The organism is Kitasatospora sp. NPDC004240 (assembly GCF_053603215.1).
Genome location: NZ_JBSGFD010000054.1, coordinates 1 through 23411, shown reverse-complemented (window position 1 = coordinate 23411; position 23411 = coordinate 1). Strand labels below are relative to the sequence as shown.

Annotated in this window: 16 protein-coding genes; 6 read left to right on the top strand and 10 right to left on the bottom strand. The window is 73.7% G+C overall.

Features of this window, described 5'->3' with window-relative positions:
- Nucleotides 1-74: 74 nt before the first annotated feature.
- Entirely contained in the window at nucleotides 75-707 is a 633-nt protein-coding gene (locus ACWEQL_RS16950) for a mycothiol-dependent nitroreductase Rv2466c family protein (protein WP_452151034.1), read from the bottom strand.
- Nucleotides 708-938: 231 nt separating this feature from the next.
- Here ACWEQL_RS16950 and pepN point away from each other — a divergent pair, with 231 nt between their 5' ends.
- Nucleotides 939-3506, top strand: coding sequence for an aminopeptidase N (gene pepN / locus ACWEQL_RS16945; RefSeq protein ID WP_452151033.1), 2568 nt, complete (start codon nucleotides 939-941; stop codon nucleotides 3504-3506).
- A 142-nt stretch (nucleotides 3507-3648) separates the two neighbouring features.
- On the opposite strand, the gene ACWEQL_RS16940 is transcribed toward pepN, so the two are convergent.
- Together ACWEQL_RS16940 and acnA are read right to left on the bottom strand one after the other, a co-directional pair.
- A complete protein-coding gene (locus ACWEQL_RS16940; RefSeq protein WP_452151032.1) occupies nucleotides 3649-4950 on the bottom strand; it encodes a glycoside hydrolase family 18 protein in 1302 nt (433 codons plus the stop codon).
- A 293-nt stretch (nucleotides 4951-5243) separates the two neighbouring features.
- Complete coding sequence (gene acnA, locus ACWEQL_RS16935; RefSeq protein WP_452151031.1) at nucleotides 5244-7889, bottom strand: aconitate hydratase AcnA; 2646 nt, start codon at nucleotides 7887-7889, stop codon at nucleotides 5244-5246.
- 455 nt (nucleotides 7890-8344) lie between these two features.
- Between acnA and ACWEQL_RS16930 the strand changes: the two genes are divergently transcribed.
- From ACWEQL_RS16930 to ACWEQL_RS16915, 4 genes are all read left to right on the top strand, one after another.
- Nucleotides 8345-8869: a SigE family RNA polymerase sigma factor gene (locus ACWEQL_RS16930; protein WP_452151030.1), complete on the top strand. Its 525-nt coding sequence runs from the start codon at nucleotides 8345-8347 to the stop codon at nucleotides 8867-8869.
- A 152-nt stretch (nucleotides 8870-9021) separates the two neighbouring features.
- Nucleotides 9022-10047, top strand: a complete 1026-nt coding sequence (locus ACWEQL_RS16925; RefSeq protein ID WP_452151029.1) for a hypothetical protein — start codon at nucleotides 9022-9024, stop codon at nucleotides 10045-10047.
- Between the two features lie 244 nt (nucleotides 10048-10291).
- Nucleotides 10292-10714, top strand: coding sequence for a type II toxin-antitoxin system VapC family toxin (locus ACWEQL_RS16920; protein WP_452151028.1), 423 nt, complete (start codon nucleotides 10292-10294; stop codon nucleotides 10712-10714).
- 182 nt (nucleotides 10715-10896) lie between these two features.
- Complete coding sequence (locus ACWEQL_RS16915; RefSeq protein ID WP_452151027.1) at nucleotides 10897-11466, top strand: superoxide dismutase family protein; 570 nt, start codon at nucleotides 10897-10899, stop codon at nucleotides 11464-11466.
- Between the two features lie 46 nt (nucleotides 11467-11512).
- Here the strand turns inward: ACWEQL_RS16915 and argF are convergent, their stop codons facing one another.
- The 3 genes from argF to ACWEQL_RS16900 all read right to left on the bottom strand — a co-directional run bounded on the left by argF (nucleotide 11513) and on the right by ACWEQL_RS16900 (nucleotide 17140).
- The gene (gene argF, locus ACWEQL_RS16910; protein ID WP_452151026.1) at nucleotides 11513-12514 is read right to left on the bottom strand and encodes an ornithine carbamoyltransferase; all 1002 of its coding nucleotides are present in this window, start codon (nucleotides 12512-12514) and stop codon (nucleotides 11513-11515) included.
- A 214-nt stretch (nucleotides 12515-12728) separates the two neighbouring features.
- Entirely contained in the window at nucleotides 12729-15497 is a 2769-nt protein-coding gene (locus ACWEQL_RS16905; RefSeq protein ID WP_452151025.1) for a polynucleotide kinase-phosphatase, read from the bottom strand.
- Nucleotides 15494-17140 (bottom strand): 3' terminal RNA ribose 2'-O-methyltransferase Hen1, encoded by a 1647-nt coding sequence (locus tag ACWEQL_RS16900; protein ID WP_452151024.1) that lies wholly within the window; start codon nucleotides 17138-17140, stop codon nucleotides 15494-15496. Before ACWEQL_RS16900 ends, ACWEQL_RS16905 begins: the two co-directional genes overlap by 4 nt.
- A 274-nt stretch (nucleotides 17141-17414) precedes the next feature.
- On the opposite strand from ACWEQL_RS16900, the gene dapD reads away from it, so the two are divergent.
- A complete protein-coding gene (dapD, locus tag ACWEQL_RS16895; protein WP_452151023.1) occupies nucleotides 17415-18404 on the top strand; it encodes a 2,3,4,5-tetrahydropyridine-2,6-dicarboxylate N-succinyltransferase in 990 nt (329 codons plus the stop codon).
- Nucleotides 18405-18794: 390 nt separating this feature from the next.
- On the opposite strand, the gene ACWEQL_RS16890 is transcribed toward dapD, so the two are convergent.
- The 4 genes from ACWEQL_RS16890 to ACWEQL_RS16875 all read right to left on the bottom strand — a co-directional run bounded on the left by ACWEQL_RS16890 (nucleotide 18795) and on the right by ACWEQL_RS16875 (nucleotide 23179).
- Nucleotides 18795-19964: a DUF6099 family protein gene (locus ACWEQL_RS16890; RefSeq protein WP_452151022.1), complete on the bottom strand. Its 1170-nt coding sequence runs from the start codon at nucleotides 19962-19964 to the stop codon at nucleotides 18795-18797.
- 113 nt (nucleotides 19965-20077) lie between these two features.
- Nucleotides 20078-20443 (bottom strand): nucleotide pyrophosphohydrolase, encoded by a 366-nt coding sequence (locus ACWEQL_RS16885; RefSeq protein WP_452151054.1) that lies wholly within the window; start codon nucleotides 20441-20443, stop codon nucleotides 20078-20080.
- Nucleotides 20444-20546: 103 nt separating this feature from the next.
- On the bottom strand, nucleotides 20547-22097 hold the full coding sequence (locus ACWEQL_RS16880) for an ATP-binding protein (RefSeq protein ID WP_452151021.1): 1551 nt from the start codon (nucleotides 22095-22097) through the stop codon (nucleotides 20547-20549).
- Nucleotides 22098-22225: 128 nt separating this feature from the next.
- Nucleotides 22226-23179 carry a putative RNA methyltransferase gene (locus ACWEQL_RS16875; protein ID WP_452151020.1) on the bottom strand — a complete coding sequence of 318 codons (954 nt, stop codon included), beginning with the start codon at nucleotides 23177-23179 and terminating at the stop codon, nucleotides 22226-22228.
- Between the last annotated feature and the right edge of the window lie 232 nt (nucleotides 23180-23411).

Sequence of the window (23411 nt, the reverse complement as noted above, 5' to 3'; positions counted from 1 at the left end):
GCCGCCGACGTGTCCTGTCACGGCGCCGCGGACGGCCGCCCGGGTCTCGCTCCCGGACGGCCGCCCGCCGGCCGTCACTCGAAGGACGGGCCCGCGGTACGGGTGCGCTTGATCTCGTAGAAGCCGGGGGTGCCGGCGACCAGCAGGGTGCCGTCCCACAGGCGGGCCGCGGCCTCGCCGCGCGGGGCCGGCGTGACCACCGGGCCGAAGAAGGCGACCCGCTCGCCGTCCGCGCCCTCCACCGCGATCACCGGGGTGCCGACGTCCTCGCCGACCAGGGTGATGCCCTCCTTGTGGGAGGCGCGCAGGGCCTCGTCGTACGCGTCGGTGTCGGCCGCGTCCGCCAGCTCGGCGGGCAGGCCGGCCGCGACCAGCGCCGCCTCGATCGTCTCGCGGTTCTGCGGCAGCGCCTGGTTGTGGAAGCGGGTGCCCAGCTCGGTGTAGAGGCGGCCCAGCACCTCGTCGCCGTGCTGCTCGGCGGCCGCGATGCAGACCCGGACCGCGCCCCAGGCGTTGTCCAGCAGCTCGCGGTAGTTCTGCGGGAGGTCACGGTGCTCGTTCAGCACCGACAGGCTCATCACGTGCCAGTTCACGTCCACCGGACGCAGCTGCTGGACCTCGATCAGCCATCGCGACGTCATCCAGGCCCACGGGCAGGCCGGGTCGAACCAGAAGTCGGCGGTCTTGCGCTCAGCGGCAGTCGTCAAGGCTGTCGTCCTTCATGAGAGGTACTCGGGACAGGTCCGTACCGGACCCCGGACGGGGCCCTCCACGACCCAACACCCGGCCGCCCCCGCTGATTCCGGGCAGCTGCACCGATTTGTGCAATGGTACCGGCGTGGGGGGCGTGAAAAGATGCCCCCGGTGCGAGCACCGACGCACCGAACCGCACCACCGCGAACCGCACCACCGTGCGAGCCGGACAAAGGAGTACCGCCGTGCCGGGCAAGAACCTGAGTCGCGACGAGGCCCAGCAGCGGGCCAGCATCCTGGCCCTCGACAGCTACCGGGTCCGGCTGGACGTGACCTCCGCCCCCGACCCGGCGGCCACGACCTTCCGGTCCGTCACCACCATCGCCTTCCGCTGCGCCCGGCCCGGTGCCGCGACCTTCCTCGACCTGCTCGCCGTCTCGGTGCGCTCGGTCACCCTCAACGGCCGCGCGATCGACCCGGCCACCGCCTTCGACGGCGCCCGGGTGCACGTGGACGGCCTGGCCGCCGAGAACGTGCTGGAGATCGACGCCGACTGCGCCTACAGCCGGACCGGCGAGGGCCTGCACCGCTTCACCGACCCGGTGGACGGCGAGACCTACCTCTACACCCACTACGAGCCGGCCGACGCCCGCCGGGTGTTCGCCACCTTCGAGCAGCCCGACCTGAAGGCGCCCTTCACCTTCACCGTCAGCGCCCCCGCCGCCTGGGACGTGCGCTCCAACGCCGTCCACGAGAGCGTCACCACCGAGGGCGACGCCCGGACCTGGCACTTCGCGCCCACCCGGCCGATCTCCACCTACATCACCGCCGTCGTCGCCGGCCCGTACCACACGGTCACCGACCACTACAGTCGCGTCCTGCCCGACGGCACCACGCTGGAGATCCCGCTCGCCGCGCTCTGCCGCCGCTCGCTCGCCCGCTACTTCGACGCCGACGAGATCCTCGGCGTCACCAAGCTGGGCCTGGACTTCTTCCACGAGACCTTCGACTACCCGTACCCCTTCGGCAAGTACGACCAGGCCTTCGTGCCCGAGTACAACATCGGCGCCATGGAGAACCCCGGCTGCGTCACCTTCCGCGAGGAGTTCATCTTCCGCTCGAAGGTCACCGACGCCGCGTACGAGGGCCGGGCCAACGTCATCCTGCACGAGATGGCGCACATGTGGTTCGGCGACCTGGTCACCATGAAGTGGTGGGACGACCTCTGGCTCAAGGAGTCCTTCGCGGACTTCATGGGCTCCTACGGCCTGATCGGCGCGCGCACCCGGCACGCCTCCTCCGCCTGGGTCACCTTCGCCAACCAGCGCAAGGCCTGGGCCTACCGCCAGGACCAGTTCCCCACCACCCACCCGATCACCGCGGACATCCGCGACCTCGAGGACGCCAAGCTCAACTTCGACGGCATCACCTACGCCAAGGGCGCGGCCGTGCTCAAGCAGCTGGTGGCGTACGCCGGTTCGGAGGCCTTCTTCGAGGGCGCCCGCCGCTACTTCAAGCGGCACGCCTACGGCAACACCGTGCTCGGCGACCTGCTGGACATCCTGGAGGAGACCAGCGGCCGCGACCTCACGTCCTGGGCCGCCGCCTGGCTGCAGACCGCCGGCGTCAACTCGCTCACCCCGCAGCTCACCCTCGACGCCGAGGGCCGGATCACCGAGCTCGCCGTGCTCCAGGACGGCGAGGTGCTGCGCCCGCACCGCATCGCCGTCGGCCTGTACGACCGCGACGACGAGGGCGCCCTGGTGCGCACCGGGCGGATCGAGCTCGACGTCACCGGCGCGCGGACCGTCGTCACCGAGGCGGCCGGCCGCCCGCGCCCGGCGCTGGTGCTGCTCAACGACGACGACCTCACCTACTGCAAGATCCGCTTCGACGCCGAGTCGCTGGAGACCGTCCGCGTCGGCCTCGGCGACGTCCGGGACGACCTCGCCCGCGCGCTCGCCTGGTCCGCGGTCTGGAACCTCACCCGCGACGGCCTGATGCCCGCCCGCGACTACGTGGCCCTGGTGCTGCGCTTCGCCGGCCAGGAGGCCAACATCGGCGTGCTGCAGTCCCTGCACCAGCAGTCCAAGGGCGCCGTCGACCTGTACGCCGACGCGGCCTGGCGCGGCGAGGGCAACCGGCTGCTCGCCGACGGCGCGCTGCGCGAGCTGCGCGCGGCCGTCCCCGGCAGCGACCACCAGCTCGCCTGGGCCCGGTTCCTGGCCCAGACCGCCAGCGGCTCCGAGCACCTCGGCCTGGTCCGCGGCCTGCTCGCCGGCACCGCCCGGATCGACGGCCTGGACGTCGACCAGGAGCTGCGCTGGTCGCTCTGGCTGGCCCTGGCCGCGGCCGGCCAGGCCTCCGACGAGGAGCTCGCCGCGGAGCTGGAGACCGACAACACCGCCAGCGGCAAGCGCCAGTACACCCAGGCCCTGGCCGCCCGGCCCACCGCCGAGGCCAAGGCCGCCGCCTGGGCCGCCGTCATCGACTCGGACGAGCTGCCCAACGCCCTGGTCGAGGCGAACATCGCCGGCTTCGCGCTGCCCTCGCACCGCGACCTCACCGCGCTCTACGCCGACCCCTACTTCAAGCTGCTGGAGCGGATCTGGTCCGAGCGGACCATCGAGATCGCGATGAGGATCGTCGGCGGGTTCTTCCCGCGCGCCCAGATCGGCGAGCGGACCATCGCCGAGGCCGACGCCTGGCTGGACGGCCACCCGGACGCGGCGCCCGCGCTGCGCCGCCTCGTGCTGGAGTGCCGGGACGACCTGGCCCGCGCGCTGCGCGCCCAGGCCTGCGACCGCCTCTGACGGTCACGCGGCACCGGTCACCGGGCCCGCCGTCGTACGCGTTCGCGTACGGCGGCGGGCCCGGCCGCGTAGGGGCCCGGGCGTGCACGGGCCCCGGTCGCGTACGGGATCAGGCGTGCGCGGCCCCCGGTCGCGTACGGGCTCAGTCGCGCTGGAGGCCCCGGTGCAGGGCGCCGATCCCGCTGCCCCGTTCGTCGTCGCCGTCCAGCGACCACACCATCACCCCGCCCAGGTCGTTCCACCGGGCGTAGCGGGCCTTCTGGGTGAGCACCTCGGCGGTGTCGTAGCTCCAGAAGGTGGTGCCGTCGTACTTCCAGCTCGCGCCGTGCTCGCGGTCGACGTGCACGGTGCCGGGCTTGGCGTTGACCTCCTTGTAGGAGAGGTCGGGGGCGGCCGCGGTGGCCGGCTGGTGCAGTCCGCCGCGGCCGCCGGCCGGCACGCCGGTCCAGCCGTGGGCGTAGAAGGGCACCCCGAGGACGGTCTTCGCGGCCGGCAGGCCGTTCTTCACGTAGAAGTCGACCGCCTTGTCGGCGCTGCGCTGCCGCGGGTCCGGGTCGGTGGGGTCGGAGTAGAGGTTGGCGTGGTGGTTGGCCGGGCCCTTGCCCTCCCACGGGCCGTGCAGGTCGTAGGTCATCAGGTTGAGGAAGTCGACGGACCTGGCGAGCCTCGGCAGCTCCAGCCGGCCGGCCACCGTCTCGTTGGCCGCGACCGCCGCGGTGAGCAGCAGGTGAGGGCCCTTGCGGCCGCTCGCCTGGTCCAGCTGGCGGCGGAACTCCTGCATCAGCAGCGTGAAGTTGCGGCCGTCCTCGGGGCGGACCACGTTGCCCGCGTCACCGCCGCCGCCCGGGTACTCCCAGTCGACGTCGATGCCGTCGAAGACGCCGGCCGCGGCGCCCCGGCCGCCCTCCTCGCCGCCGAGCGTCGGCAGGTTGCCCTTGATGTAGAGGTCCACGCAGGAGGAGACGAACTTGCGGCGGGCCTCCGCGGTGGCGGCGGCGTCCGAGAAGTACTTGGACCAGGTCCAGCCGCCGAGCGAGATGACCACCTTGAGCTGCGGGTTGGCGGCCTTGAGCTTGCGCAGCTGGTTGAAGTGGCCCTTGAGCCGCTGGCCGGGGGCGTCGGCCACGCCGTCCACCGACTCGGCGGCGGTGAACGGACGCTGGTAGTCGTTGCGGGCGTCGCCCTGGCCCGCCTCGTTGCTCTCGAAGCAGGTGCCGTCGGCGGAGACGTTGCCGAAGGCGTAGTTGATGACGGTGAGCTTCCCGGCCTGGCCGGACTCCTGCACCCGCTTCGCCGAGCTGTCGGCGCCCCACTGGGTGAAGTAGCCGACCCGCTGGCCCTTCAGCCTCGGAGCGTGGTCGCGGTCGTGGGCCGAGGCCGTGGGGGCGGCGAGCGCGGAGGCCACCGTGACGGCGGCGAGCAGGGCGGCGGTGCGACTGATCATGCGCATACGAGAAGACCCGCGCTTTCTCTGAGGCAGCGTCAAATGGTCTGGACCAAGCTTGAGATAGAGGTTTAGTCCATTGCGGACGCCGCGGGCAAGAGCGCGGACACGAATGAGGCGGTACGCAGAACGCGGACGGGCTTCGGGAGGCGCGCGGACGGGCTTCGGGTGGGCTTCGGGAGAGCGGCGGGCAGGGGTCGGGCGGGGCGCGGGCATACGGAAGGAACGCGGGAACGCGGGAGGGGCCGGACCGCGCGAACGCGGTCCGGCCCCTCACCGGTCTAGCGGGCGGCTCAGCCGATCAGGCTGCGCAGCACGTACTGCAGGATGCCGCCGTTGCGGTAGTAGTCCGCCTCGCCGGGGGTGTCGATGCGCACGACCGCGTCGAACTCGACGTCGCCGGCCTTGACCTTCACGGTGGCCGGGGTGCGGCCGTCGTTCAGCTCGGTCACACCGGTGAAGGAGAAGGTCTCCTCGCCGGTCAGGCCCAGCGAGTCGGCGTTCTGGCCCTCGGGGAACTGCAGCGGCAGGACGCCCATGCCGATCAGGTTCGAGCGGTGGATGCGCTCGTAGGACTCGGCGATGACGGCCTTGACGCCGAGCAGCGCGGTGCCCTTGGCGGCCCAGTCGCGGGACGAGCCGGAGCCGTACTCCTTGCCGGCCAGGACGACCAGCGGGATGCCGGCGGCCTGGTAGTTCTGCGAGGCGTCGTAGATGAACGACACCGGCGCGTCGGCCTGGGTGAAGTCGCGGGTGTAGCCGCCCTCGGTGCCCGGCGCGATCTGGTTGCGCAGACGGATGTTGGCGAAGGTGCCGCGGATCATCACCTCGTGGTTGCCACGGCGCGAGCCGTACGAGTTGAAGTCGCGCTTCTCCACACCGTTGGCGGTCAGGTACTGCGCCGCCGGGGTGCCCGGCTTGATGTTGCCGGCCGGGGAGATGTGGTCGGTGGTGACCGAGTCGCCCAGCTTGGCCAGGACGCGGGCGCCGGCGATGTCGGTCACCGGGCTCGGGGTCTTGGCCATGCCCTCGAAGTACGGGGGCTTGCGGACGTAGGTGGACTCGGCGTCCCACTCGAAGGTGTTGCCGGTCGGGACCGGGAGCGACTGCCAGCGGTGGTCACCGGCGAAGACGTCCTGGTAGCCCTTGTCGAACATGTCCTGGTCGATGGAGCCGGCGACGGTGTCGGCGACCTCCTGCTCCGACGGCCAGATGTCGGCGAGGAAGACGTCGTTGCCGTCGGCGTCCTTGCCCAGGGCGTCGCGGGTGATGTCGACGTTCATGTTGCCGGCGAGGGCGTAGGCGACCACCAGCGGCGGGGAGGCCAGGTAGTTCATCTTGACGTCGGGGTTGATCCGGCCCTCGAAGTTGCGGTTGCCGGAGAGCACCGAGACGACGGCCAGGTCGGACTCGTTGACCGCGGCCGAGACCTCCTCGGGCAGCGGGCCCGAGTTGCCGATGCAGGTGACGCAGCCGTAGCCGACCAGGTTGAAGCCCAGCTTCTCCATGTACGGGAGCAGGCCGGCCTTCTCGTAGTAGTCCATGACGACCTTGGAGCCGGGCGCCAGGGTGGTCTTGACCCAGGGCTTGACCGTCAGGCCCTTCTCCACGGCCTTCTTCGCCAGCAGGGCGGCGCCCAGCATGACGGAGGGGTTGGAGGTGTTGGTGCAGGAGGTGATCGAGGCGATCACGACCGCGCCGTTGTCGATGGTGTACGAGGAGCCGTCGGGGGCGGTGACCGCGGTCGGCTTGGACGCCTCGGCCGAGTAGGTCGGCAGCGCCTCGGCGAACCTGTCGGCGGCCTCGGCCAGGATCACGCGGTCCTGCGGGCGCTTCGGGCCGGAGATCGACGGGACGACGGTGGAGACGTCCAGCTCCAGGTACTCGGAGTAGACCGGCTCGACCGACGGGTCGTGCCAGAGGCCCTGCTCCTTGGCGTACGCCTCGACCAGGGCGAGCTGCTGCTCGTCACGGCCGGTGAGCTTCAGGTAGTTGATGGTCTCGGCGTCGATCGGGAAGATCGCGCAGGTCGAGCCGAACTCCGGCGACATGTTGCCGATGGTGGCGCGGTTGGCCAGCGGGATGGCGCCGATGCCGTCGCCGTAGAACTCGACGAACTTGCCGACCACACCGTGCTTGCGCAGCATCTCGGTGATGGTGAGCACCAGGTCGGTGGCGGTGGTGCCGGCCGGCAGCTGGCCGGTCAGCTTGAAACCGACCACGCGCGGGATCAGCATGGAGACCGGCTGGCCCAGCATGGCGGCCTCGGCCTCGATGCCGCCGACGCCCCAGCCCAGCACGCCCAGGCCGTTGACCATGGTGGTGTGCGAGTCGGTGCCGACGCAGGTGTCCGGGTAGGCCTGGCCGTTACGGACCATGACCGTACGGGCCAGGTGCTCGATGTTGACCTGGTGCACGATGCCGGTGCCGGGCGGGACGACCTTGAACTCGTCGAAGGCGGTCTGGCCCCAGCGCAGGAACTGGTAGCGCTCCTTGTTGCGGCCGTACTCGATCTCGACGTTCTGGACGAAGGCGTCCGGGGTGCCGAACTTGTCGGCGATGACGGAGTGGTCGATGACCAGCTCGGCCGGGGCCAGCGGGTTGATCTTGGCCGGGTCGCCGCCCAGCTCCTTGACGGCCTCGCGCATGGTGGCGAGGTCGACCACGCACGGCACACCGGTGAAGTCCTGCATGATCACGCGGGCCGGGGTGAACTGGATCTCCTGGCTCGGCTGCGCGGTGGCGTCCCAGTTGCCGAGGGCGGAGATGTGGCCGGCGGTGATGTTCGCGCCGTCCTCCGTGCGGAGCAGGTTCTCCAGCAGCACCTTGAGGCTGTAGGGCAGCCGCTCGGAACCCTCGACGGCGGAGAGCTTGAAGATCTCGTACGACTCGTCGCCCACCTGCAGCGAGCTGCGGGCGTCGAAGCTGTTCGCGGACACGACTGACTCCTTCTAGGTGCTTCGTGCGGTATCCGGCCGCCACGGTGGTAAGGTCAGCCTTACTTAGGCTTACCTTGCCCGCACCGCCGGTGAGCGCCTCTCGGCAAGTATCTTGATGTCGAGATATATCGTAGTGGGCAGTTATCTCGATGTCGAGATAAACCATAGTGCATGCCCGCCGGTTCACCACTTCGGCATGCCCTAGTTCCGCACGGCCCGCACCCGCGGCTTCCCCGTCCGCCGTCCGCCGGGGGCTTCCCCGCCTCTCCGCGCGCCCTCGCCCGGGCCTCCCCGGGTCTCCCCCGGCCTTCCGCTCGGCCTTTCGTGCGGCCTCCCCGACCTTCCCGACCTTCCCGGCCTTCCCGGCCTTCCGCGGTGGCCCGTAACGCGGCCTCCGGGCTCAGGCGTCTAACCGGGCGCAGGGGGAACACACCGCACGGCACGAGGGGACACCGGTGATCAGGAAGCAACGACGGGCCGAGGAGGCCGCGGAGTTCGAGGACTTCGCCCACAGCCGGGGGCACCAGCTCTTCCGCACCGCGCTGCTGCTCTGCGGGGACTGGCACCTCGCCGAGGACCTCACCCAGACCGCGCTCGCCAAGCTCTACGCCTCCTGGTCCAAGGTCCGCCGGGCCGAGCACCCGGAGGCGTACGCGCGCAGCACCCTGGTCCGCAGCTACCTCTCCCACCGACGGCTGCGGCGCAGCGGTGAGCAGCCCGCGTTCGGCGACCTGCCGGACGACATCGTCCCCGAGGGCGACCCCGCCCTGCGCGTCACCCTGCTCGCGGCGCTCGGCGAACTGCCGCCCCGCGACCGGGCGGTCCTGGTGCTGCGGTACTGGGAGGACCGCAGCGTCGACGAGACGGCCGCCGAGCTCGGCGTCAGCGCCGGCGCGGTCCGCAGCCAGTCCCTGCGCGCCCTCGGCCGGCTGCGGACGGTCCTCGGGGACCGCGGCGTGGACCGCCTCGCGGCCTCCTGAGGACCCCGTCGGCTCCGGCGCACGGCCCGGCACGACTTCGCTGCGGCGCGGGGGTCCGGCACGGCTCACCTTCGGCACAGCTCACCTTCGGCACGACCCAGCGATTCGGCACGACCCAGAGCACGATCCAGAGAGAGGGAACCGAGAAGATCATGGACGAACTGGAATCCGACGGCCGGCGGCTGTCCGCCACCTTCGACCGGGCGATGACGGACGTCGCCCCGGACCTCGGCCCGCTGGTCAGCGGGGCCGCCACGCGCGGCCGGGTGCTGCGGCGCCGGCGGCGGGCGGCCGCGTCCGGCACGGTGGCGGCGGCGGTCCTGCTCGCCGTCGGCGGCGTGGTGGCCCTGACGCCCGACGGGCGCGGCGACGGCGGGACGGTGACCGCCGCGGCGGGAGCCGGATCGGCCTCGGGGACGGCATCGCCCCTTCCCCCGAAGGAGAAGGACCCCGGCCCGAACCGGTACACCGACGACGGCCCGGAGAAGGTCCAGGCCGGCACGGGCGCCAACAGCGGGAAGGTCGCCCTGACCGGACACGCGGCCGCCCTCGGACTGGTCGAGTCCCTCCCCCGGAACGGCACCTTCAGCGCCTACGAGGGCTACTACTCCCTGGTGGGCTGGACGCAGGGGGAGCGTGGGAACGTCCTCACCGAGAGCACCCTGATGTATGACGACGGCAAGGGCCCGGTCAACCTCCGGATCAAGTTCGAGGGTGGCCTCGGCGCGCTGTTCAAGCCCGGCTCGAACCCGATGGGCCCCGGGCACGACCCGTCCTCCATCGGGTACGACGACCGCTACGACTGCGCGACGATCACGGCCCGGCCGGGTCCGAAGCTCGACCGGTGCGAGGTGACCAAGCTCCCCGACGGCAGCACCCTGCTGCTGACCGAGCTCACCCAGGACCGCTACCGGAACCGGACCGTCGACCTGCTGCGCAAGGACAACCACCGAATCACGCTGACCGAGATGTCCGGCGGCATCTACGGCAGTCCGCGCGAACTCCCACACAGCCTGGAGCAGTTGAAGGCCGCGGTCACCAGCGGGAGCCTCCAGGAGTGGATCACCCCGGAGCGGGCCGAGCAGGCGAACAAGGGCATCACGCCCTTCTTCAACAACACCCCGGGGCGTGGGGCGCCCGGCACCCCGACCGCCTCGGCCACCCCGGCCGGTCGCTGAGCGGGTGGCCCGGTGAGCCGGTGAGCCCGGCGAACGGTGAGCGGGTGAGCCCGGCGAACGGTGAGCCGGTGGCCCGGGCGGAGGGTCGGCCCTGGCCGCTCCCGGCCGCTCGGGCCGCTCCCGAGCCTCGGCGGGGCCCGGCGGGCCCGGCGGGTACGGCGGGTACGGTGGGCCCGGCGGGTACGGCGGGTACGGTGGGTACGGTGGCCGGTGACTGACACGCCGACGGGCCGGGGGCCGACTGATGATCGTGGTGGACGCGTCCGCGCTGGTACTGGCGCTGGCCGACGAGGGCACGCGCGGGACCGCCGCCCGGGCCGAGCTCGCGGCGGGCGGCGAGTGGGTGGCGCCCGAGCACGTCGTCATCGAGGTGATGCAGTCGCTGCGCGGTCTCTACCTGGCCAAGGAGCTCACCGCCGACCGGGTCGCCGAGATCGCCGCCCGGCTGCCCGGGTTGAGCATCCGCAAGGTCGAGGTGGCACCGCTGCTCGGCCGGATCTGGGAGCTCAAGGACAACCTCACCCCGGACGACGCCGCCTACGTGGCGGTCGCCGAGCAGTACGGGGTGCCGCTGGTCACCGCCGACCTGCGGCTGATGCGGGCGAGCGGCCCGCGCTGCGAGATCCGGGGGATCCACCGCACCGCCCCGGAGAACCCCGAGGGGTGACACCCGTGACGCCCCGTGACGCCCGCGACGGCGGCGCGGGACGGCCCGTGCGGCGCCGGCCGGGGTGACACGTCCGGGTGATCCGCCGAGCGGGAGCGGCCCGGCGGCGGAGCGGGCGGGCCCGGGGCCGGGAACATCGGGAGGTTGTGCTCCACCCGACCCTCCGGAAGGCCCGACCACCGATGCCCGTTCCGTACACCGCCGCCGCGCTGCTCCCGCTCGCCCTGCTGCCGGTCCCCGACCCGGGCCCGGCCTCCCCGGCCGCCGCCGGGCCGGCCCCGAACGTCGTGGTCGAGACCGACTTCGATCCGGCGACGGCCTTCGTGCCGCCGACCGCCATCAGCCACGCCACCGACCTGGTGCCGTACGGCTCGCACGTGCGGGTGGTGGTGGACCGGTCCACGGCCGGGCGGACCGTGCTGGAGGTCACCCTGAGCAGGGTCGCACCGGACCACGTCTTCCCGGCGCACCTGCACACCGGACCGTGCGGCGCCGACCCCGCCGCGTCCGGCGCGCACTACCAGGACGCGAGAGACCCGGTGCAGCCGTCCACCGACCCGGTGTACGTCAACGACCACAACGAACTGCGGCTGACGGTGCGCACGGACGCCCGGGGCGAGGGCACCGCCAGGACGGCGGTCAACTGGCAGCCCCGGCGCGGCGAGGCCCGCTCGCTCGTCCTGCACGCGGGCCGGCCCGCCGGCCGCCACGGCGCGGGCGACCGGGCGGCCTGCGTGAACCTCGATCTCTGAGCCGCCGCGACGCCCCCCGCCCCGAAGCCGGTTGCGCCGGAGCCGATTACGCGCCGAGGGTGGCGACCAGGACCGCCTTGATGGTGTGCAGGCGGTTCTCGGCCTGGTCGAACACGATGGAGTGCGCCGACTCGAACAGCTCGTCGGTGCACTCCAGCTCGGCCATGCCGGTCTCCTCGAACATCTGCCGCCCGAGCACCGTGCCCAGGTCGTGGAAGGCGGGCAGGCAGTGCAGGAACTTCACGTCCGGGTTGCCGGTGGCCCGGACCGTGTCCATCGACACCTGGTACGGCTTGAGCAGTTCGATCCGCTCGGCCCAGACCTCCTTGGGCTCGCCCATCGAGACCCAGACGTCGGTGTACAGGAAGTCGGCGCCGGCCACGCCCTCGGCCACGTCCTCGGTGAGGGTGATCCGCGCGCCGGTGGAGGCGGCCAGCGTGTGGGCGGCCTTCTGCACCTCCTCGGCGGGCCACAGCTGCTTCGGGGCGACGATCCGGACGTCCATGCCGAGCAGGGCGCCGGTGACCAGCAGCGAGTTGCCCATGTTGTAGCGGGCGTCGCCGAGGTAGGCGAGCGTGGTCGCGGTGAACGGCTTGGCGCCGTGCTCCTGCATGGTCAGCGCGTCGGCCAGCATCTGGGTCGGGTGCCACTCGTCGGTGAGGCCGTTCCAGACCGGCACGCCCGCGTGGGTGGCCAGCTCCTCGACGATCTCCTGGCCGTGCCCGCGGTACTCGATGCCGTCGAACATCCGGCCGAGCACCCGGGCGGTGTCCTTGATCGACTCCTTGTGACCGATCTGCGAGGCGGCCGGGTCCAGGAAGGTCGTGGCGGCCCCCTGGTCGTGGGCGGCGACCTCGAAGGCACAGCGGGTCCGGGTGGAGGTCTTCTCGAAGATCAGCGCGATGTTCTTGCCGCGCAGCCGGGGCTGCTCGGTCCCCGCGTACTTCGCCGCCTTGAGCTGGGCGGCGAGGTCCACCAGGAAGCGGAACTCCTGGGGCGTGAAGTCGAGCTCCTTGAGGAAGTGCCTGTTCCGGAGGTTGAACGCCATGCCGGGCTCCCGTGTGAATCCTGAGTGGGCGGGTGGACGGGTGGACGAGCGGATGGCCGCGCCAACCGCGAAGCAGCAACTATATACGACGACCGGAATTTCTATGCAGGCCCGGATGCAGGGATCCATTCAGGGGATCCGCGCGGGATCCGCTGCGTCGTTCCGGGCGGTCGCCGGGGTGACACCCCCGCCGACCGCCCGTGGCAGCGACCGCTCAGAGCCGGGGATCGACCGGCTCCGACTCCAGCGCCAGGACCGCGAACACCGTCTCGTGCACCCGCCACAGCGGCTCGCCGGCCGCCAGCCGGTCCAGCCCCTCCAGGCCGAGCGCGTACTCGCGCAGCGCCAGCGACCGCTTGTGGCCGAGGAAGCGCTGACGGAGCTGGTCCAGGTACTCGGTGTAGTCCGGGCCGTAGATGATCCGCAGGTACTCCCGGCCGCGCACCTTCACACCGGGCTGGACCAGCCCGCCGGGCCGCCCCTCCCCCGCCGCGCCGCGCACCAGCGAGGCGAGCGGCTTGACCACCATGCCCTCGCCGCCGGCCCCGGTGAGCTCCTCCCACCAGGCGGTGGCCGCGGCGACGGACGCCTCGTCGGCGGTGTCGACCAGCACCCGGCCGGTGCGGTGCAGCACCGGGGTGGGCGCGCCCGCCGTACCCGCGGTGCCGTCCGGCGCGGTACCGTCCGGCAGGCCGGTGCCGGCGCAGGCCTCGTGGTCGGCGTCGACCAGGCGGTCGATCCAGGCGAGGTGCTCGTCGTGCGGACGGACCGCGAGGTTCGCCCCCTCCGCCGCCAGCACCTGGAACGGCGCCAGCCTGATGCCGGACAGCCCCTCCGTCGGCCAGCAGTAGCGCCGGTACGCCTCGGTGAACGCCTGCGCGTCCGCCGCCCGCTGCCGCTGGCGGGAGGTCAGCGCGGCCAGGTCCAGCCCGCGCCCGGCCGCCTGTTCCAGGGCGGCCAGCACCTGCGGCAGCGCCGCACCCGCCGCCGCGCCGACCGCCGCGTACTGACGGCGCAGCAGCTCCGCGGCCTTGAGCGACCACGGCATCAGCTCGGCGTCCAGCAGCAGCCAGCCGGTGCCCAACTCCTCGAACAGGCCGGACCGCTCGGCGGCGGCCCGCACCCGCTCCAGGATCGCGGCGGTGAGCCCGTCGTCGGCCAGGAACGCCCGGCCGGTCCTGGTCCAGATCGCCCCCGGGCCGTCCACGCCGAAGCGCTTCTCCAGCGCGGCGGTGTCCCGGCCGACCAGGACCACCGCGCGCGAACCCATGTGCTTCTCCTCGCACACGACGTGCCGCACGCCGTCCTCGCGGTAGGCGAGGAACGCCTCCTCGGGGTGCTCCAGGTACCCGGGGCGGCGCGAGGTCGCGCTGGGTGCCATGGTGGGCGGCAGGTAGGCGAGCAGCCGCGGGTCGATCGCGAAGCGGCTCATCACCTCCAGCGCCGCCGCCGCGTTCTCCTCCCGCACCGCGACCCGGCCGTGCAACGTGGTCTCGACGACCCGGCGGCCGGCCACGTCGGCGAGATCCAGCGGACGGCCCTCGCGGGCACCCGGCGCGTCGGTGAGCATCGGGCGCACCGGCGCGTACCACTCCTGCTCCGCCGGGACGCTCACCAGCTCGCGCTCGGGGTAGCGCAGCGCGGTCAGGCTGCCGCCGAAGACGCAGCCGGTGTCCAGGCAGATGGTGTTGTTGAGGAAGCTCGCGGTGGGGACGGGCGTGTGCCCGTAGACCACCAGCGCCTTGCCGCGGTACTCCTCCGCCCACGGGTAGCGCACCGGCAGGCCGTACTCGTCGGTCTCGCCGGTGGTGTCCCCGTACAGCGCGTGCGAGCGCACCCGGCCGGAGGCCCGGCCGTGGTACTTCTCCGGCAGGCCCGCGTGGCAGACCACCAGGGCGCCGCCGTCCAACAGGTAGTGGCTGACCAGGCCCCGCATGAACGCCCGGACCTCGGCCCGGAACTCCTCCGGCTCCCCGGCCAGCTGGTCCAGCGACTCCTGGAGGCCGTGCGAGACGGTGACCTTCCGACCGTCCATCGCCCGGCCGAGCTTGTTCTCGTGGTTGCCCGGCACGCAGACCGCGTGCCCGGCGGCGACCATGCCCATCACCAGGCGCAGCACGCCCGGGGTGTCCGGACCGCGGTCGACCAGGTCGCCGACGAAGACCGCCGTACGGCCCTCCGGGTGGACGGCGTCCACGGCGCGGCCCGCGTCGTCCCGGGTGAGGGCGTAGCCGAGCCGGGAGAGCAGGGTCTCCAGCTCGGAGCGGCAGCCGTGGATGTCGCCGACGACGTCGAACGGGCCGGTGAGGTGGCGCAGGTCGTTGAACCGCTTCTCCATCACGATCTCGGCCGCCTCGACCTCGGCCTCGCCGCGCAGGATGTGCACCTTGCGGAAGCCCTCGCGTTCCAGGCCGCGCAGCGAGCGGCGCAGCTCGCGGTTCTGACGCGGGACCACGTGGGCGGGCAGCTGGCGGTCCGGACGGCTGCGGTTGCGTTCGGCGCAGACGCCCGGCGGGACGTCCAGCACGATCGCGATCGGCAGCACGTCGTGCTCGCGGGCGATCCGCACCAGCTGCTTGCGGGCCTCCGGCTGGACGTTGGTGGCGTCCACCACGGTCAGCCGGCCCGCCGCCAGACGCTTGCCGACGATGTAGTGCAGCACGTCGAAGGCCTCGGCGGAGGCGGACTGGTCGTTCTCGTCGTCCGCCACCAGGCCCCGGCAGAAGTCGGAGGAGACCACCTGGGTGGGCAGGAAGTGCTTGCGCGCGAAGCTGGACTTGCCCGCTCCACTGGTGCCGATCAGCAGGACGAGGGAGACGTCCGTGACGGGCAGCCGCCGGGGACGCGGCTGCGGCTGCGGCTGCTCGGCGGCCGGCACGTCGGGGGCGGTCCCCTCGGGTGCGCCGGTGGGGTCGGTGGTGCTGGTCGCGTCCGTGGTGCCGGTCGCTTCGGTGGAGTCCGTCGCGTCGGTGGCATCGGTCATCGGGTCTCGCCTCCTTCGGGCGTCGTGGTCGGTGCGGCGGTGTCGACGGGTGCGGCGGTGCCGGCGGGTGCGGCGGGCGTGTTCGGCGCGGCGGGCGTGCCGATCCGGAACAGGGCGAGCTGGGTCGGCGCCCCGACCTCCGGGTCCTCCGGGCCGACCGGACGCAGCACGACCGTGTAGCCGTACGTCGCCGCGACCCGCTCGGCCCAGGCGCGGAACTGCGCGCGGTCCCACTCGAAGCGGTGGTCGGCGTGCCGGACGTGACCGGCCGGCAGGCTCTCCCAGCGCACGTTGTACTCGACGTTCGGCGTGGTGACCACGGCCGCGGCCGGACGGGCCGCGCCGAACACCGCGTACTCCAGGGCCGGCAGCCTGGGCAGGTCCAGGTGCTCGATCACCTCGGAGAGCACCGCCGCGTCGAACCCCTTCAGCCGGTCGTCGGTGTACGTCAGCGCGCCCTGGGCCAGTTCGACCCTGGCCGACTGGCGCTCCGACATCCGCTCCAGCCGGAGCTTGCGCGCGGCCGCGGTCAGCGCCCGTACGGACACGTCCACGCCGAGCACCCGGGTGAACGCCGGGTCCTTGAGCAGCGCGCCGATCAGCTCGCCCTGCCCGCAGCCCAGGTCGGCCACCCGCGCGGCGCCGACCTCGCGCAGGGCGGCGACGATCGCCGCACGGCGCTGCTCGGCGAGCGAGGGGGCCCGCTCCTCGGCCGCCGGGGCGTCCGGTCCGTCGACCGCCCCGCCGGTCGCCCCGGCGGCCGACGACTCCGTGCCGCCCGGGCTCGCCGGACCGTCCGGCTCCTCCGGGTGGTCGCCGTCGTCCACCGCGTTGTCGATCTCCTCGGCCTCCCGGTCGTCCGCCTCGGCCAACCGGGCCAGCTCCAGCCGTTCCATCGCCGTCCGGGTCAGCGACCAGCGACGCGACAGGTAGCGCCGGGCGATCAGGGCCTGCTCGGGGTGGTCCGCGAGCCAGCCCTCTCCGGCCGCGAGCAGCTTGTCGACCTCGTCCGGCGCGACCCAGTAGTGCTTGGCGCCGTCGAGCACCGGCAGCAGCACGTACAGCTGCTGGAGCGCGTCGGCCAGGCGCAGGGTGGTCGCGGTCAGCTCGATCCGGACGTACCGCGACTCGCCCCACTCGGGGAAGGCCTCGTCCAGCGGGATCGCGGCCGCCTCGACCTGCCAGCCCAGTGGTTCGAACAGCCGGCCGACCATCCCCACGCCACCGCCGTCGCCGGCACCGTTCGCCGGCACGGCGGGCATCGAGATCCGCAGCGGCCGTGGCTGCTCGGCCAGGCCCGGCCTGGTCTCGCAGACACCCTTCATCGCCGTGCGGAACACCGTCCGCAGGGCGACCGCGAGCAGCGAGGACGCCGCGTAGGGACGGTCGTTGACGTACTGGGCGAGCGCGAAGTCCGGGGAGCCGCGGCCCTTGCCGCGGCCCCGGCGCACCAGGGCGATCGGGTCCACGTCCAGCAGCAGCGCCGCCGTGCAGACCTCCTCGTCCGCCTCCGGGTAGAAGACGTGCGCCTCGCCGTGGGATGTCCCGAACCGCTGGACCTTGCCAGGGTGCTTGTGCAGCAGAAAGCCCAGGTCAGTGGCAGGGCTCTCGGCCGTGCCCGTGGTGGAGATCGAGATGAACACCTGCACGAGTATCGCCGAGCACCGAGCCCGTGAGCACCCGGATTTTGCTCCCGCCCGATCACCTGCCCGGCGTCGGCCGACGGCAGCCGACGCCGGGACGACGCCCGAACGGCGCCCCTGGCAGCACCCCGCCGACGCCCGCGCGAGTACCATCGGCCACCACGCCGACGCCAGGCCGGCCACGCCCGGATCCCGGCCGCGTGCCCGCCGGACAGGACGTCCGCACGGTGAGCGTGTTCGGCACCCGGCGCCCGCATTCGTTAACGTGCACGATGTGACTGCTGAATCCACCTCCCGCCCGCAGGGCGCCGTCGCCGCCGGTCTGGCCACCATCGCCGCCGACGGCACCGTCCTCGACACCTGGTACCCCGCTCCCGCCCTGACCGCCGAGCCCGGTCCGACCGGCACCGTCCGGCTGACCGCCGAGCAGGCCGAGGCCGAACTGGGCGCCGGCGCGACCGACGCGCTGCGCACCGACCCGCGCCGCGGTGTCGAGGTGGTCGCGGTGCGCACCACCATCTCCTCCCTGGACGAGAAGCCGATCGACGCGCACGACGCCTACCTGCGTCTGCACCTGCTGAGCCACCGCCTGGTGCGGCCGCACGGCCAGAACCTGGACGGCGTCTTCGGTCTGCTCGCCAACGTGGCGTGGACCAGCATCGGCCCGGTTCCGGTGGACGCGGTCGAGCGGGCCCGCCTCGCCGTCCGCGCCCAGGGCGGCCAGCTCGCCGTGTACGGGATCGACAAGTTCCCGCGCATGACCGACTACGTCGCCCCGTCGGGCGTCCGCATCGCCCACGCCGACCGGGTGCGCCTCGGCGCCCACCTGGCCGTCGGCACCACCGTGATGCACGAGGGCTTCGTCAACTTCAACGCCGGCACGCTGGGCACCTCCATGGTCGAGGGCCGGATCAGCGCGGGCGTCGTGGTCGGCGACCACAGCGACATCGGCGGCGGCGCCTCGATCATGGGCACCCTCTCCGGCGGCGGCAAGCAGGTCGTCTCGGTCGGCGAGCGCTGCCTGCTCGGCGCCAACGCGGGCATCGGCATCTCGCTGGGCAACGACTGCGTCGTCGAGGCCGGCCTGTACGTGACCGCCGGCACCCGGGTGACCACCCCGGACGGCGAGGTCGCCAAGGCCGTGGAGCTGTCCGGCCAGGACAACCTGCTGTTCCGCCGCAACTCGCAGACCGGCGCGGTCGAGGTCATCGCCCGCTCCGGCTCCTGGGGCGGTCTGAACGCGGAGCTGCACGCCCACAACTGACGGCACCGGCCACCGGGCGCCCCACGGCGGCCCGGAACGCCGCGCCGGTCCGGGCCCCGGCACCCACCTCGGGTGCCGGGGCCCGCCCGTTCGCCGGCGCCGAGCGCGCGGGAGCGGCCCGGGCCGACCCGACCGGCGGGGCGCGATCGGTGGGCGCGATGGGCAGGTCGCGGTAGGCAAGCCCGGGCAGGCCCTACCCGAGGCGGCTCGCCGACGGCAAGCCGGGCTCACCCGGGAGGCTTACCGCCCCGAGGACTTGGACCGCATCGGGTGGCGGGAGGTGACCGGGCGCGGGCGCGGTTCGTTGGTCGGAGCACCGGGAGCGCCCGGCCCGGCGACGGTGCACCGGGCGTGCCCGGTCGGCGGGTCGGCTGGGGGCCGCCGGCCGCATCAGACCGCACTACCGATCCGAAGAGGTCTCCTCATGTCCGAATCCTGCTCCGAGGCAACCACGGCACCGCAGGCCGCCGACCCGTCGGCGGTGCCCGCCCCGCCCAAGAGCCTGCTGGAGCAGATGCAGGAGCTGCTCGCCTCGGTGACCGCGGACCTCGCCGCGCTGCAGTCCTCCGGCGCCCGTGGCACCGCCCCCGCCCCGGCGGCCCCGTCGGACGGGCCCGCCACCGAACGGCCCGACGCCCCGCGGACCCGGTAGCCGCAGCGGTCACAACCCGGCGGCGGGTCGAGCCGGACCACCAGTAACGGCGTCCCGCCGCCGACCGGCCGCACGGGGACCCGCCGATCCGCCACCGCGCCGCGGTCCCGGCCCGACCCGACGCCGGCCCCCAGGCCCGTACCAGCCTCCGGACACATGTCGGCCTCGGGGCCCACGTCGATCTCCGGACCCACGTCCGTATCCGGCCCGGTGTCCGCGTCCGGGCCCACGTCGGCACCCTCTCCGGCGTTCGTCCCCGTGTCCGGGTCGACGTCCGGTTCCCAGGGCTCGTCCGGGTCGGGCCCCTCGATGCCCTCAGCCCGCCGGACCGCTCGATGGAGATCCGCCACCAGGTCGCGGCACTCCGTACCGGCGTCGATCCCGTCGACGCACGTCCAGTACAGGCTCTCGGTGTCCGCCCCGCAGGCCAGCACCACCAGCGTCTCGGCCATGTCGTGCAGCAGCCGGCCGAGCTCGGCCGTCATCGGCTCCAGCGCGCCGAGCTCGGTCAGCCGTCCGGCCCGTCCGCGCGGCCACGAATCCGGCGATCCGGGCTCCGGCCAGCACCGCACCGACATCCCGGTCACCGACATCCCGGACCCGGATGCCTCCGTCAGTAGCGTCCCCTGTTCGGAATCCGGCGGCGAGGAGCCCGGCGGCGGCTGCTCCAGACAGCCGGCCGCGTGGGTGCCCGCCGCGGAGAGCAACTGGCCCAGCAGCGCCAGCTCGCCGTCCTCCTGGTCCTCCCGCTCGGCCAGTCTGGCCCCCACCGCCTCGGTGAGCAGCGCGGCCTGCCGGGCCTCCGCCAGCACGTCCGGCACCGTCCTGGCCTCCGCCAGGGCGTGCCGGGACGTCTTGATCAGTCGCAGCGCATCCATCGACGGCCACTCCTCCCGCTCGCTACGCACGGTGTCTCCGTGCTCACGGCAGAAGAGTGCACCCGCCCCCGGGTTCCCGCAGCCACCGGCCGGAAAGCTGTGGACAACCCGGGGCTGTGGATGAATCCGTTCCCCCGCAGGGATTAACCCGCGGCCCCCGAGGTGACGTCACCGCCCGTCCCGGGCACCGGGAAGCGCACCTCGTTGCGCTCGATCTTGGCCGCCAGGGCGGCCAGCGGATCCACCCCGACCACCGAGCAGAACTGCACCAGGTAGGCGAGCACGTCGGCCACCTCGTCCCGGACCCGGTGCGCGCTGTCCGGGTCCGCCATCACCGCGGCGGCCTGCTCGGGCGTCAACCACTGGAAGATCTCCAGCAGTTCACCGGCCTCCACGCTCAGCGCGGCCGCGAGGTTCTTGGGGGTGTGGAAGGGCTGCCAACCGCGCGCGGCCGCGAACTCCACCAGCCGCACCCGCAGACCCTCCAGGCTCGGATCCCCGCCGGGCACCGCCGCCCCCGGCCCACCGGCCACCGCCGACCCGGGCTCGCCGTCCGCCACCGACCCCGCCCCACCGCCCACCGCGGCCGCACCGGCCTCCGCCGCTCCACCCTCAGGCCCCGTCGCTCGTTCGCTCACCCCTCAGGTCTACCGCATCCCCTCCCGGCCCGGCGGCCGCGCCCTCCGGCTCCGCCTCCCCCACCCCCCGCACGCACTGGACCGGCACCCGCGCCGACTCCGTCCGCAGCACGCTGTACCCGGAGTCCGGGTCCCGTCGGCACTCGACCAGGGTGACCCCCGGCGGCAGTTCGCCCGGCCCGCCGAGCGCCTCGCGCGCGGCGGAGGGCTCCTGGAGCGTCCCCAGGACCCGCAGCTGGTTGCGCCCGGACATCTCGCGGGCCAGCCTCAGCAGGGTGGCGGCCTGCTCCGGGCAGAGCCCCGAGCCGAGGTCGTCGGCCAGCACGGTGAGCTGCCGGTGGGCCCACGGCACCTCGGCGGCGGGGTCGACGTCCAGCACCCCCGCGCCGGTCAGCAGCACGGCGGCGAAGGCGAGGTGGCGCAGCATCCCGTCGGAGGCCTGGTCGGCGCCGGTCGGGCCGAGGACGCCCTCGTCGAAGACGGCGAGCACGCGCTCGTCCGGCCCTTCGCCGCGCCGGGCGAGTTCGAGTCCGAGCAGCGGGTGCGGGGCGGCGGACTGCACGACCCGCAGCAGCTGGCCGTAGCGCCGGGTGCACTCGTTGCTCAGCCGGGCGATGACCGCGGAGATGTTGGCGGCGGTGCTGACCAGTCGGGCCTGCGGGTCGGGTCGCGTCCAGTCCCGCATCAGGGCGGGCACGGGGTGGACCGGGAACACCTCGCGCAGGGCGGTGAGCAGCTGCTCGGCGGCGGCGAGCACCTTGCGCTCGCCGGTGGAGGAGCCCGCCACCCGCAACGGGAGCTGCGCGGTGATCAGGCCGCCGCTGGGGAAGGGCGCCCGGATGTCGCCCTGCCGGGTGTTGTTGTGCCAGGTGACGTTGATCCGCTGGTGGCGCAGGTCCTGTTCGGCGGTCTCGACGAGGGTCCGGCCGTCGAGGATGAGCTGCTCGCGGGCGATCCGGACGGGCCCGTCGGTCCGGATCACCACCTCCAGCCGGATCTGCCCGACCCCGGAGCGGACGGTGCAGCCCAGGATGACCGCGTCGCGGCCGTGCGGCACGCAGCCGGCCAGACCGCCGCGGACCGGGGTGGCGAGCGGGCCGGTGACGCCGGGCATCCCGTCCAGGGAGTCGGCGATGTCCTCGCCGATGGCGAGCCGGGAGAGGACGGCGAGGGCGTCGAGCGCGTTGGACTTGCCGACGCCTGCGGGGCCGTGCAGCACGGTGAGCGGGGCGAGCGGCAGGACGGCGCGGCGGTAGGACTTGAACGAGGTGAGCCGCAGCTCCTCGACGGTCGGCCGGAACACGGCCCGCTCACCGGGGCCGGCGCTCCCGGCGGACGGGCGCGCGCCCGGTGCGGCGACCGGGCCCGGCACGGACGCGGCCCGGCCGGGGGCGACGGGGGCGGGGGCACCGGTGGCCGGCCCTGCGGGGAGCGGGGTTCCGGAGCCGGAGACCGGCGTTCCGGAGCGGGGAGCGGCGGGTTCGAGGGCGGCCGGCACGGCGGGCCGGGTGGCGTCGCGATTCACCCACCGGACGGTAGCCGCAGGTCAGGGGGCAGAAACGTGCCTGCTCGGGAGATTCATCCCAACGGGGTGGACCGTCCCGGCCCCGCCTGCCACACCCGCCCCAGGGGACACACGGCCCCCGCCCTCGGTCAACGCCGGTAGACCGCGACCGTCACCGAGGCGGTCACCTCGACCGGATCGGGCAGCCGGGCGAGCCTGGCCGCCAGCTCCTCCGGGTCGGTGTGCCAGGCGCTGGGGCCCATGCCGACCACGGTCCGGACGTCGGCGGCGGACAGCCGCAGCGGGAACTCGACCTCGCGGCGCTCACCGGGCGTCAGGTACGGGCCGAGCTTCTCCTCGATCCGGCGCTGCTTCTCCTCGTCGACGGAGAGCAGGCCCAGCGCGGTGACGAGTTCGCGCAGGTGCCGGGAGGTCGGCGCGACCAGCAGCAGGGCGCCGCCGGGGCGCAGCACCCGCCGGATCTCGGGACCGTTGCGGGGCGCGAAGACGTTGAGCACCAGGTCGGCCGAGCCGTCGCGCAGCGGGAGCGGGCGCCAGGCGTCGCACACCACGGCGCCGATCCGGGGGTGGGCCCTGGCGGCGCGGCGCAGCGCGTACTTGGAGATGTCCAGGGCGGCGCCGGCCCGGCCGGGCAGGGCGTCGAGGACGTGGGCCAGGTAATGGCCGGTGCCCGCACCGAGGTCGGCCACCAGACCTCCGCCGGCCGGGTCCGCACCGGTCTGGTCGGTACGGGTCTGGTCCGCACCGGCCGGGTCCGTACCGGTCTGGTCGGTACGGGTCGCGTGGCCGGGGCCGCCCCGCTCCCCACCGGCCTCGGCGCCGGCCACGAGCGCCACCGCCGCCTCGGCGAGGGCGTCGGCGATCGGCCGGTAGTGGCCGGCGTCCAGGAAGTCGTCACGGGCGGCGACCATCTCGGCGGTGTCACCGGTGCCGGTGTGGGCGTCGCCGGCGAGCAGGCTGACGTAGCCCTGCTTGGCGAGGTCGAAGCTGTGCCGGGCCGGGCAGCGCAGGGTGCGCCCGTCGAGGGCGAGCGGCTGCGCGCAGTGCGGGCAGGCCAGATGGCGTTCGATGTCCTGCAGCACGTCCGTCCACTCCCGCGGTCCCTACCCGGCCGGGCCCTCCCCGAGGGCGCCGGCCTGCCGAAAGGGCAAGCCTACGGCGTGTCCGAGGGGGGCGCGGCGGCCCCGACGGGGCCCGACGACGGCACGGCGGACCGCTCGCGCGACCCGCCCTGGGCGGGCCCTCGGAGTTCGGCCAGGAGCGGGAGTTCGGCGGGGCGTCGGAGTTCGGCGAGGTCGCGGACGAGGTGATCGT